At 60.1% G+C, this 12489-nt stretch carries 7 protein-coding genes and 1 rRNA gene; 4 read left to right on the forward strand and 4 right to left on the reverse strand.

Features of this window, described 5'->3' with window-relative positions:
* Positions 1–184 precede the first annotated feature (184 nt).
* A 5S ribosomal RNA gene (gene rrf, locus EGJ09_RS26110) occupies positions 185–300 on the forward strand.
* Positions 301–354: 54 nt separating this feature from the next.
* Here the strand turns inward: rrf and EGJ09_RS26115 are convergent.
* The gene (locus EGJ09_RS26115) at positions 355–1053 is read right to left on the reverse strand and encodes a GntR family transcriptional regulator (RefSeq protein ID WP_119687966.1); all 699 of its coding nucleotides are present in this window, start codon (positions 1051–1053) and stop codon (positions 355–357) included.
* 220 nt (positions 1054–1273) lie between these two features.
* Between EGJ09_RS26115 and lapG the strand changes: the two genes are divergently transcribed.
* Both lapG and lapD read left to right on the forward strand, forming a co-directional pair.
* Positions 1274–2020 carry a cysteine protease LapG gene (lapG, locus tag EGJ09_RS26120; protein WP_371928104.1) on the forward strand — a complete coding sequence of 249 codons (747 nt, stop codon included), beginning with the start codon at positions 1274–1276 and terminating at the stop codon, positions 2018–2020.
* 10 nt (positions 2021–2030) lie between these two features.
* The gene (gene lapD / locus EGJ09_RS26125; protein WP_125925155.1) at positions 2031–3977 is read left to right on the forward strand and encodes a cyclic di-GMP receptor LapD; all 1947 of its coding nucleotides are present in this window, start codon (positions 2031–2033) and stop codon (positions 3975–3977) included.
* A gap of 57 nt (positions 3978–4034) precedes the next feature.
* Here lapD and EGJ09_RS26130 read toward each other — a convergent pair whose 3' ends face one another.
* Genes EGJ09_RS26130 through EGJ09_RS26140 form a run of 3 tightly spaced genes read right to left on the reverse strand, consistent with a single transcriptional unit; the run spans position 4035 to position 8939 of the window.
* Positions 4035–5393 carry an HlyD family type I secretion periplasmic adaptor subunit gene (locus EGJ09_RS26130; protein ID WP_174142631.1) on the reverse strand — a complete coding sequence of 453 codons (1359 nt, stop codon included), beginning with the start codon at positions 5391–5393 and terminating at the stop codon, positions 4035–4037.
* 7 nt (positions 5394–5400) lie between these two features.
* Positions 5401–7557: a type I secretion system permease/ATPase gene (locus EGJ09_RS26135; protein ID WP_115273161.1), complete on the reverse strand. Its 2157-nt coding sequence runs from the start codon at positions 7555–7557 to the stop codon at positions 5401–5403.
* A gap of 44 nt (positions 7558–7601) precedes the next feature.
* The gene (locus EGJ09_RS26140; RefSeq protein WP_119687964.1) at positions 7602–8939 is read right to left on the reverse strand and encodes a TolC family outer membrane protein; all 1338 of its coding nucleotides are present in this window, start codon (positions 8937–8939) and stop codon (positions 7602–7604) included.
* A gap of 350 nt (positions 8940–9289) precedes the next feature.
* On the opposite strand from EGJ09_RS26140, the gene EGJ09_RS26145 reads away from it, so the two are divergent.
* Positions 9290–12489: retention module-containing protein (locus tag EGJ09_RS26145; RefSeq protein WP_125925156.1), on the forward strand; the 3200-nt coding region annotated here is incomplete at its 3' end.

Below are 12489 nucleotides of genomic sequence, written 5' to 3' on the forward strand. Positions count from 1 at the left end.
GAACTCAGTAGTGAAACGATGCATCGCCGATGGTAGTGTGGGGTTTCCCCATGTGAGAGTAGGTCATCGTCAAGATTCATTTCGCAAAACCCCTATCTGCGCAAGCAGGTAGGGGTTTTGTCTTTAAGTAGGAACTACAGAGATTCGCGGGTACGTCCATAGGACGGGCCGGCACACAGAATTTCTTGACGACCATAGAGCATTGGAACCACCTGATCCCATCCCGAACTCAGCAGTGAAACGATGCATCGCCGATGGTAGTGTGGGGTTTCCCCATGTGAGAGTAGGTCATCGTCAAGATTCAAATCCAAAGCCCCTGTCTGCACTGCAGACAGGGGCTTTGTCTTTTCCGGGTTATGGCATTGGCTGGGCTGCCTGCTTGTCCAGGTAATTCCTGATAACCCGCGCACCATTGTTCAGATGCTGCTCCAGCACCCTCACTGCCTCGTCGACCAGCTTGTCACTGGCTGCATCCGCCAGTGCGTTGTGATCGTCCTGGGTCAGCTTGCCCAAGCCCATCGACGATAGATGAAAGCGCAGGAAGCGCTCTTCCTCGTTGAGCTCGTCCTCGATCAGGCGCAGTAGCTTCTGGTTCTGAGCCTTGCCGTACAGGGCCATGTGGAACAGCCGATTGAGGCGGCCGATTTCGGCGTGGCGCGTCTCGTCTTCCAATTGCCGGATGTAACCACGTGCCCGGGCGATATCTTCGGCATCGAGCAGGGGAATGGATTGGCGCAGGGCCTCGGATTCGAGCAAAACCCGCAACGCATAAGTGTCGACCGCATCTTCACCAATCAAGGGCGCCACAACTGCGCCCTTGTGCATCTCCACCTTGAGCAGCGATTGCGCTTCCAGCTGGCGCAGCGCCTCACGCACAGGCATGCGGCTGACGCCATACAAGGTCGCCAGCTCTTGTTGGCGCACGGCGGTACCGGGCGGCAGGCGGCCATCGAGTATGGCGCTGCGCAAGCGTTCTTCGATCACGCCACGGGCCAGGTTCGCCGGTAGCTGTTCGCTCGCCAGCACATTGCTCAGTTTGATTTTCTCGGCCACGCGGAGTCTGCCTCGACGACTAAAGTTGGATCCAATGACACTAGTAACAGGCAAGGGGGCTTGTCAAACCAGCTCCCCGCAATGGGGGCGGCCGAAACACGGCCTAGAGATATGGTGGATGAAGACGACTGGCAAAGGAAGCGGCACATACAAAGCATTAACTGGAAAGTCTTGGCTCCCCGACCACCGGCGGCATGATTGCAGGATGCCATTGTTTTTTATGCTGACAGACCTCACCATCGCTGCTTTCGACTGGTCTAAACAGGTCTTCGCAGTGGCGATACCTTGGGTAATCAAAACCGCCGCGCGATGTGTCGGCCTCGCCGTTTTGCTAGGCAGTTTGCTGCTGGGCGGTTTGCATGCGGATTGGGATTTTTCCCAGATCAGTCGCAAGTCACAGACCCTGTATGGCCCACTGGGTGCCGGCAAGGGCCGCATCGATGCCTGGCAAGCCATGATGGCCACGCAAAACCAAGGCTCAGAGCTACAACGCTTGCAGGCAGCCAACCTGTTTTTCAACCAGCAATTACGCTATGTCGAAGACATCGACTTGTGGCGTGAAGTCGACTATTGGGCCACGCCCATCCAGGCCTTGATCAAGGGCGCCGGCGATTGCGAGGACTACGCCATCGCCAAGTATTTCAGCCTGCGCCGTATGGGTATCCCAAGTGAAAAGCTGCGCATCACCTACGTCAAGGCTTTGCGCCAGAATCGCGCGCACATGGTGCTGACCTATTATTCAAGCCCACAAGCCCAGCCGCTGGTACTCGATAGCCTGATGGACGCGATCAAGCCGGCCAGCCAGCGTACTGACCTCTTGCCGGTCTACGCCTTCAATGGTGAAGGCCTCTGGTTGACCGGTGCTGCGGGTAACAAGAAAGTCGGTGACACCAAGCGTTTGTCACGCTGGCAGGACCTGTTAAAGAAAATGCAGGCCGAAGGGTTCCCGGCCGAACCGGTTTACTGAAGGAGCACAGATGTCACTGTTCAAACAATTGCTGTTGGCCATTTGCCTGTTCCTGGTGGTCGCGTTCAGCGGCAGTTTCATGGTCAGCCTGGAGAGTTCACGCAGCCAGTACGTCAACCAGCTGCGCTCACATGCCCAGGACGCTGCCACGGCGCTGGCGCTCTCGTTGACGCCAAACATCGATGACCCGGCCATGGTAGAGCTCATGGTCAGTTCGATCTTTGACAGTGGCTATTATTCGAGCATCAAGGTCGTCGACCTGGCCTCGAATGCGGTGCTGGTGGAGCGTCACGCGCAGCCAGATCCTGGTGGTGTTCCTGCCTGGTTCATCCACCTGATAGGCCTCGAAGCTGCCGGCGGTGATGCCCTCGTCAGCCGAGGTTGGCAACAAGCTGCGCGTGTCGAAGTCATTAGCCACCCGATGTTCGCCATCTCCAAACTCTGGCAGAGCGCCTTGGGCAGCCTGGGCTGGCTGCTGCTCTGCGGTGCAGCGAGCGCGGTACTCGGAGCCTTGCTGTTACGTCGTCAATTGCGGCCGCTGGACTACATGGTCGAGCAGTCCCACGCCATTGCCCGCCGCGAGTTCCTCAGCCTGCCTGAGCTGCCGCGCACGCCCGAGTTGCGTCGTGTGGTACAAGCCATGAACCAGATGGTGGAGAAGCTCAAGGCCCTGTTCAACGAGCAGGCCGAGCGCAGCGAGCGGCTACGTACCGAATCGTATCAGGACAGCCTGACCGGGTTGTCCAACCGCCGTTACTTTGAAATGCAGCTCAATACCCGAGTCAGCAACCTTGAAGAAGCGAGGGCGGGTTACCTACTGTTGCTGCGTGTTCAGGACCTCACAGGGCTTAACGCCCGCTTGGGCGGCCAACGCACCGACCAGCTGTTGCAGGCGGTCGGTGTACAGCTGCAGCGTACCTGTGCCAAGTTCCCGGAGACCAAAGACCTGATTTCCCGCAGCCGTGGCGGTGAGTTCGCCGTGCTCGCCCCAGGCATGGTGCACGAAGAGGCGGTGCAGCTCGCCCAGGCCCTGGAGGCTACGCTGCAGAGCCTGCACGAGACCGGCGCCACCGATGTCGACCCGGTAGCCTGTATCGGCCTTGCACCGTTCAGCCCCGGCGACGCGCCGCAAGCGCTATTGAAACTTGCCGATGAGGCCCTGGCCCGCGCTGAAAATCAGCCGACCCCCGGGTGGGTTTGCCTTGAGCAGGGTGCCGCGGCTGTTGCCGGCGATAGCCATCACGCCTGGCACACGCGGCTTGAGCAAGCCTTCGTCAAAGGTCAGTTCGAACTGTTCTTCCAACCGGTGGTGGATTGCAAGGACGTGCAGCACGTGCTGCACTACAAAGTCATTTCACGGCTGCACGATGATGAAGGCGAGGCAGTGCCGGCCGGCCGCTTTCTGCCGTGGCTCGAGCGCTTTGGCTGGATGCCGCAGCTGGATGTGTTGGTGCTCGAAAAAGTGCTGGCGCACTTGCGTAGCCATGATCAAGTGCTTGCGCTCAACCTGTCGGCTGCGACCCTGGCCGACCCCAACGCTCTGCAGCGGGTATACGATTTGCTTGGGCAATACACCGCACTGGGGCCACGCTTGGTCTTGGAAATCGGCGAAGAGCAATTGCCTGCGCAAGCCGCGCTCGAGCAGTTGACTCGACGCTTGCACGGGCTTGGTTTCGGGCTGGCGCTGCAGCGTTTTGGTGGCCGCTTCAGCATGATCGGTAACCTGGCGCACTTGGGCCTGGCGTACCTGAAGATCGACGGGAGCTACATCCGCAATATTGACCAAGAGCAACACAAGCGTTTGTTCATCGAAGCAATTCAGCGGGCAGCGCACAGTATTGATCTGCCGTTGATTGCCGAGCGGGTCGAGACCGAAGGAGAGCGACAGGTGCTACTGGAAATGGAGGTTCAAGGTATTCAGGGGCAGTTGGTGGGCGAGCCTGCCCCTTGGCGCTGACTTCGGCCTGACAGTGCAGGTGCAGCGCCCTTCCTCAGGGGGTTGCACCTGTGACAGTCAGCGTTCGCGCAGGGCTTCAGCACGGGCCTTCATGATGGGTTTTAGCAGGTAGCTCATGATGGTCTTCTTGCCCGTCATGATATCCACCGTTGCTACCATTCCTGGGATGATCAGCAACGGTTTCTCGTCAGTGCCCAAGTGGCTTTTTTCCGTGCGCAGCTTGATCAGGTAGTACGTGGTCTTCTTGTCTTCATCGGTGATGGTGTCGGCACCGATCTGCTCCAGCGTGGCCTTCAAACCGCCGTATATGGTGTAGTCGTAGGCCGTGAACTTGACCGTCGCTTCCTGGCCCGGGTGCAGGAATGCGATGTCCTTGGGCAGGATCTTCGCCTCGACTACAAGGCTATCATCCAGCGGCACGATCTCTACGATATCACTGCCCGGCTGGATCACGCCGCCGACAGTGTTGACCAGCAACTGCTTGACGATGCCACGTACCGGCGAACTGACCATTGTGCGGTTGACCCGGTCATCCAGCGCCCTGCCCGTGGCGGTGGCCTTGTTCAACTCGGTACGTGCCTCGTTGAGCTGGGTCAGCGCCTCGCTGCGGAACTTGCCGCGGGTTTCTTCAATCTTGCTCTGCACTTCCTTGATAGCCGCTTCGGCGCGGGGGATGGCCAGTGCGGTGGAGTCCATCTGCCCTCGGTTCTCTACTTCTGCGCGGCGCAAGCGTAGCACTTCCACCTGGGAAATAGCGCCTTGGGCCACCAGTGGCTCGGACATGGCGATTTCCTGACGCAGCAACTGCAGGCTGTTGGCGTACTGTGACCGCTTGGAGGTGAACTCGCGCAGTTCCTGCTGTTTTTGCACAAGTTGCTGTTCCAAGCCGCTGATCTCATCATGCAGTTGCTGGCGCCGGCTCTGATAGAGCGACTGCTCGCTGGCGGCCTGGCTCGGTGCGGCCTTGCGCAGCTCTTCGTCGATCTGCAGCGGCTTGTCGTCCACTTCGGCGCTCAGGCGCTGCACTCGCAGCGCCATCGCCAGACGATCGGCTTCGGTTTCGCCAACGTTGGATGCGAAGCGTGTTTCGTCCAGCCGCAGCAATGGCTCACCGACTTCGACGATCTGCCCTTCCTTGGCATAGATCTGCGCGACGATGCCACCTTCCAGGTTCTGAATTTTCTGCACTTTGGAGGATGGAATGGCCTTGCCTTCACCGCGGGTAACTTCATCGATGGGGGCCACGCTGGCCCAGATGATCATGACCAGGAAGAACGCGATGATGCCCCAGATAGTCAGGCGCACGATGCGTGGCGCGTCTTCGATCAGCGCTTTGTTGACCTCTGGCAGCGGTTGCCCGGCAAGGGACTCCGAGCCCTTGAAGTAACGGCGCAGGCTGTCCTTGAAACGCCCCATATCCAGCTTATGCAACACTGATCTGCCCCTTTTTAAGCGCATCCATGACGGCGGCTTTCGGGCCATCCGCAACAATCTGTCCTCGATCGATGACGATCAACCGGTCCACCAGCGACAGCAAGGACGCCCGGTGGGTCACCAGCAAAACGGTCTTGCCCTCGATGACCGCAGCCAGGCGCTGTTTGAGGCGTTCTTCCCCCGTGTTGTCCATGGCACTGGTGGGTTCGTCCAACAGCAGGATCTGCGGGTTGAGCAGCAGCGCCCGAGCCAGGGCGACATTCTGCCGCTGCCCTCCGGAAAGGTTCTGGCCGCGTTCGCCGACCTGCAGTTCGTAACCGTCGGGATGCAGGCGAGCGAATTCATGCACGCCGGCCAGCTCGGCGGCTTGCAGGATCAATTCGTCTTCAATGTAGCGGGCACCGCTGACAAGATTGTCGCGCAAAGTGCCTGCCAGCAACTGAATGTCTTGCGGGACATAGCCGATGTTATGGCGCAACTCACTGACGTCGATCTGGCGGATATCCACGCCATCGACCAGCAAGGAGCCATTGTCAGCCTCGTACAGGCCGACGATGAGCTTGGCCAGCGAGCTTTTGCCCGAGCCGCTGCGGCCGATGATGCCGACCTTCTCGCCCGGGCGGATATTCAGGTTGATGCCTTTGAGCGCCAGGTTCTGCTGATTGGGATAGGTGAAATCTACACCCCGGAATTCGACCGCGCCCTGCAGCACCTGACGGCTCAGAGGACGTTCTTCGAAATTGCGCTCCTGCGGTAGCTCCATCATCTGGTCGGTGGCCACCATGGTCACCTTGGCCTGCTGGTAGCGGGCCAGCAAACCGTTGAGCGAGCTCAACGGGCCTAGCGCTCGACCGCTGAGCATGTAGCAGGCGACCAGGCCGCCCATGCTCAGGTTGCCGTCGATGATCAGGTAAACGCCAACGCAGATCATCGCCACCCCCGCCAACTGCTGGATGAGCAAGGTGATGTTCATGGCCAGGCTCGACAGCACTTTGACGCGCAGCTCGAGGCGGCTGAGGGTGCCAAGGGTCTGCTCCCACATGTACTGGCGTTCGCTCTCGGCGTTGTTGACCTTGACTGCGTCCAGGCCGGCCAGCGTTTCGATCAGGCTGGACTGGCGCTCCGATGCCAGCGCCATGGTGCGCTCCATGGTCGCCATCAACGGCTTCTGCAGCGCATAGCCGATGCCCAAAGCCAGCGGGAACGCAAGGACCGGGATCCATACCAGATGCCCGCCGATGATGGCGATGACAAGCAGGATCAGCAGGGTGAACGGCAGATCGATCAGGGTGGTCAGCGTTAGCGAAGCGAGGAAGTCGCGCAGGCCCTGGAATTCGTGAATGTTCTGGGCAAAGCTGCCGACCCGGGCAGGGCGATACTTCATCGACATGCCGACGATCCGCTCGAACAGCGTGGCTGAAATGATCAGGTCGGTCTTCTTGCCCGCAAGGTCCAGGCAGAGGCCGCGCAGGCCTTTGAGAATGAGGTCGAATATGTAGGCGAAGCCGATGCCTGCCGCCAGCACCCATAACGTCGACGTGGCCTGGTTGGGAACCACGCGGTCGTACACATTCATCACGAACAAAGGCGCAGCCAGTGCAATCAGGTTGATCACCAAGCTGGCAGCAATGGCGTCGATGTACAGCCATTTGCTGCGCATCAACGTGTCGCGGAACCAGGAGCGGGCGCGCGGGATGAGGTTGCCGTGGTTCACATCGAACTTGTGCTGCGGCTGGGCGAAGAACACTTTGCCGCTGTAGTCGCCCTGCAGCGCCTCGCGGCTCACCAGCACCTCACCGCCGTCGCTTTCACTGAGCAGCAGGCGGGCGGTGTCTTCGTTTTCCCAGCCCACCAGCACTGCACTGCGGCCCTCATTGAGCAGCAGCATGGCCGGCATGGCGATGCTCGGGATCTGCTCCAGCTTGCGCTGAAGTACGCGCCCTTGCAGCCCGGCACGGGCAGCCGCACGAGGCAGCAGATCAGGGGTCAGGCGCTGGGCCGGCAAGGGCAGGCCGGTAGTCAGCATGGCCCTGCTTGCGGGCTTCTGGTGCAGAACACACAGGGTCAGCAGACTATCCAGCAACGGGTCATCGTGCTGGCTGCGTGGATCGTGGCTGAGTTGCACTCGACTGACTTCGGATTCCACGCGGCGCTCTCTTCATCCTTGCGGGTAGATGGTGCGGGTGCGCCTCAGTTCATGCCTGGCAGGTTCACTCGCGGTTTCACATCATTCTGCACAACGGTGGCCATCGGTGCTACGACACCCTGGCTCTTGAGCAGTTGGCCAATGGTCGCCTTGATTCGGTATTGAGTAAACAATTGTATGTTCTTCACCTCAACCAGACGACGCTGAGCCGTGAAGGTTTCATTTTCACTGTCGAGCAAGTCGAGCAGTGTGCGTTCGCCGAGGCTGAACTGCTGCTGGTAAGCGCTGCGTACCCGGTTGCTGTGATCGACGTATTGCTGGGCGATAGGCAACTGGGCGTTGGCGTTCTCTTGCGCATTCCATGCCAGGCCCAGTTCTTCGTTGAGCTGGCGCAGGGCGTTATTGCGAATATCCAGCGCCTGGTTGGCCAAGTATGACTTGGACTCCAGGTCAGCCTTGTTGCTGCCGCCGGCGTACAGGTTGAAGTTCATGCGCAGCATGGCCTGCCACTCATTGTTGTGGCCGACAGTGCCGTCGATGTTGTTATCGGCCGTTCTTCCGAGTTCTGCATCGAACCGCGGATAGAAGCTCGACTTCGCTGCGTCGTACTGTTTCTCAGCCGCGGCGATGTCCGACTCTGCCGAGCGCAGTACTGGGCTGCTCTCTACCATCTGCGCGCGCGCCTCATCCAGAGTTGCCGGCAGCAGGTCGATGAAAGGCGCCGGGGCGCTCAGTTCATCCGGCATCTGGCCTACCACGCTTAGGAAGTTGGTGTTGGCATCGGCGAGGTTGGTCTGCTCGGTTATCAAATTATTGCGCGCTTGAGCCAGACGGGCTTCGGCCTGATCAAGGTCAGCCAGGCGGCCAACACCACGGCTGGTACGCAGTTTGATCTGGTCGAGGATACGTTCGTGGTTGCGCAGGTTTTCCTCGGCAAGGCGAACCATTTCGCGGCGCGACAGCACGTCCAGGTAAACCTGGGCCACGTCAAGCGCGGTGCGCTCCGAGGTGTCCATCAGCGAGTAGGCGCGGGCATTGACGGTGGCTTGTTGACGGCCTACTTCGTTAGAAGTGGCAAAACCGTCAAAAACCATTTGGCGAAGACGGATTGCTGACTCACCGCGATTGAGGGTTTCCCAGCGGTTGCCGGTGCTCGGGCTGTCAGTCCCCTCTCGTCCATAACCAGCGGTCACATCTACCCGCGGCAAATAGCCGCCCTTGGCCGCACGCAGCTGGTAATCGGCCGCCACTCGGGCGTTGACACCCGCCTGGATCTCCGGGTGCACCTCAAGGGCTTTCTGCATGGCTTCGGGCAAGGTTTGTGCTTGCAGGAAAGTGGCGGCAAAGGCGAATGGAAGAGCGGTAAACAGTGACGCACGCATTTTTACTGATCCCCGAGGGCGCTGTTGTCCTGAATCACGGCCGAAGCGGTTCAGGTCTGGAAAATGACAACCTGATTTGACCGATGAGCAGCTTCCGACGGGGCACTGGTATTAGTACTAAAGGAAGGGATAGCAACCGTTCAAATATCAATGTGACATTACATTGCCGATTGTTTAGGATGGCGACCATAAGGTCAATAGTTTGGCATAAAGTTAATAGCTGGCAGTTATAGACGATAATTTGACGTCAAGCATGCCGGAAACAGTATCGACACACTTCCGTCTGCAGTGGCTCGTGAACGCTGCTCGGAGCATGGAAGTAGATCACATCGGGTAACCCGGAGAGTCCAATGAGCAGCGTTGTAGCCATCGTCAAAAGTATTGTTGGCCAAGTCATCGCAGTATCCCCAGAAGGCATCCGGCGTGTACTCATTGAAGGTGATCGCCTGTTGGCCGGTGAAGAAGTTCTCACCGGCCCGGGCGGCGCCGTCACCCTCGAACTGGCCGATGGTCGCTTGCTCGATTTGGGCCGTGATACCCAATGGAGCGCTGATGCACCCGACAGCAGTACCGACTTGGGTCAGGCTACCGCGCAGGCCGCGCCGTCGGTGGAAGAGCTGCAGCAAGCGATCGCCGCGGGCGTGGACCCTACCACCGAACTGGAAGCGCCGGCAGCAGGGCCTGCAGCGGCAGGTGGTGGCACGGTTGGCGGTGGCCACAGTTTTGTCCTGTTGGAAGAAACAGCAGGCTCGGTGGACCCGACCATCGGCTTCCCGACTGACCCTCTGAGCTTCGCCGCCGGACTCAATGGCGAGGAGGTCGGCGGGCTTGATACCGATGCCAACAACACTACAGCCGATACTCCGACACCGGTCGCCACCGGGCTGACCCTCAGCGCCACCCCTTCCATCTCCGAAGCGGGTGGCGTTATCGTCTATACCGCGACGGTCGGCCAGGCACCTACGTCCAACCTGACCGTAACACTGTCGAATGGGGCAGTAATCGTCATTCAGGCTGGCCAGACCAGCGGCACCGTCAACGTCACGATTCCGCCTAACGATACCCCATACGTCGATGGCAGCCAGATCTCCACCACCGTGACGGGGGCCAGTGGCGGTACTGGTATCACCGTGGCCTTGCCGCAGACGCCTGCGGTGACTCTGGTTACCGATACAGTAGACAACACCACTGCGACCCTTACCGCTTCGCCAAGCGTGACCGAAGGTGGCGTCATCACTTACACCGTAACCCTGAGCAACCCCGCCCAGAGCCCGGTGACCGTGACACTGTCGAACGGCCAGACTATTACCGTTGGCGCGGGCAATACCACGGGCAGTGTGGCCTTCCAGACGCCGGCCAATGATGTTTACAACAATGGCTCGACAGTCACCGCCACCATCACCGGCGCCACCGGGGGCAATTTTGAGCAGCTGTCGATCAACCCCCAGAGCGCTGTAACTACTATCAGCGACAGCATTGACACGTCGACGGTCACCTTGACTGCCACCCCAAGCGTGGTCGAGGGCGGTACTGTGGTGTACACCGCCTCGGTGTCGGCGCCTGTTACTGGTTCGCCGCTGGTCGTGACCCTGGCCAATGGTCAGAGCATCACCATCGGTGTCGGCGAGTCGTCCGGCTCGGTCAACTTTGTTGCGCCGAACAACGTCTACAACACCAATGCACCGCTGACCAACAGCATTACCAAGGTCGAGGGCGGTAACTACGAACAGCTCGACACCGCCGGCACTCCTACCACCACGGTCACCGACAGTCCCGCTACTCAGGCCACCACCAACCTGGTGCTGAGCGCAACTAGCGATGTGGCTGAAGGCGGTCAGATCGTTTACACCGCAACGCTTAGCAACCCAGCTGGCACGGCGATGACCGTGACCCTGAGCAACGGCGCGACCATCAACATCGCGGCCGGTCAGACCTCCGGCACGGTCTCTGTTGCAGCCCCGGCCGATGACGTCTACAAAGACGCCGGCCAGGTCAAAGCCACCATCACCGGTACCACCGGTGGTGACTTCGAGCAGTTGGCTGTTAATCCGGCTGAAGCCGTGACCAACGTCAGCGATACCCTCGACGCGTCGACCGTGACCCTGACTGCAAATGCCTCAGTCGTGGAGGGTGGGGTGGTTACCTACACGGCCTCCGTCAGCGCTCCGGTCACCGGCAGCCCATTGGTGGTCACCTTGGCCAACGGCCAGAGCATCACAATCGGCGTCGGCGAGTCGTCCGGCTCGGTCGACTTCGTTGCGCCGAACAACGTCTACAACACCAATACCGCGCTGACCAACAGCATCACCAAGGTCGACGGCGGCAATTACGAACAGCTCGACACCGGGGGGGCTTCGACCACGACGGTTACCGACAGCCCGGACACTCAAGCGACCACCAACCTGGTACTTAGCGCGACTGGGGACGTGGCCGAAGGCGGCCAGATCGTCTACACCGCGACCTTGAGCAACCCAGCCGGCACGGCGATGACCGTGACCCTGAGCAACGGCGCGACCATCAATATCGCGGCAGGTCAGACCTCCGGCACGGTCTCTGTACCAGCCCCAGCGGATGACGTTTACAAAGACGCAGGCCAGGTCAAAGTCACCGTCACCGGCACCACCGGCGGTGACTTCGAGAGCCTCGCAGTGAATCCGGCTGAAGCCGTGACTAATGTCAGCGACACCCTCGACACGTCGACTGTCACGTTGACCGCTACCCCAAGCGCGGTCGAGGGCGGTACCGTGGTGTACACCGCGTCCGTGTCGGCGCCGGTTACCGGTAGCCCATTGATCGTCACCCTGGCCAACGGCCAGAGCATCACCATCGGCGTCGGCGAGTCCTCCGGTTCGGTCAACTTCGTTGCGCCCAATAACGTCTACAACACCAATACCCCGCTGACCAACAGCATCACCAAGGTTGAAGGCGGTAACTACGAACAGCTCGACACCGCCGGGACTCCGACCACTACGGTTACCGACAGCCCGGCTACCCAGGCGACCACCAATCTGGTGCTGAGCGCCACTGGCGATGTCGCCGAAGGCGGTCAGATCGTCTATACCGCCACGCTGAGCAATCCCGCCGGCACGGCGATGACCGTGACCCTGAGCAACGGCGCAACTATCAACATCGCGGCCGGCCAGACCACCGGCACGGTCTCTGTTCCGGCCCCGGCGGATGACGTCTACAAAGACGCCGGTCAGGTCAAAGCCACCATCACTGGCACCACCGGTGGCGACTTCGAGAAGCTGGCGGTCAGTCCGGCTGAAGCCGTGACTAACGTCAGCGATACCCTCGATACGTCTACCGTGACCCTGACGGCGAATGCTTCAGTGGTTGAAGGTGGCGTGGTCACCTACACGGCGTCGGTTAGCGCTCCGGTCACTGGCAGCCCACTCGTGGTCACCCTGGCCAACGGTCAGAGCATCACAATCGGCGTCGGCGAGTCGTCCGGTTCGGTCAACTTCACCGCGCCAAACAACGTCTACAACACCAATGCACCGCTGACCAACAGCATCACCAAGGTCGACGGCGGTAATTACGAGAAGCT

Source organism: Pseudomonas sp. p106 (genome assembly GCF_003936645.1).
GTDB classification, from domain to species: Bacteria; Pseudomonadota; Gammaproteobacteria; order Pseudomonadales; family Pseudomonadaceae; genus Aquipseudomonas; species Aquipseudomonas putida_E.

Coding starts and splice junctions, on each gene's coding strand:
- lapD (WP_125925155.1), top strand. CDS start 2,031: ATGTCACTGTTCAAACAATTGCTGTTGGCCATTTGCCTGTTCCTGGTG.
- EGJ09_RS26130 (WP_174142631.1), bottom strand. CDS start 5,393: ATGGGGCGTTTCAAGGACAGCCTGCGCCGTTACTTCAAGGGCTCGGAG.
- EGJ09_RS26140 (WP_119687964.1), bottom strand. CDS start 8,939: ATGCGTGCGTCACTGTTTACCGCTCTTCCATTCGCCTTTGCCGCCACT.
- lapG (WP_371928104.1), top strand. CDS start 1,274: ATGCTGACAGACCTCACCATCGCTGCTTTCGACTGGTCTAAACAGGTC.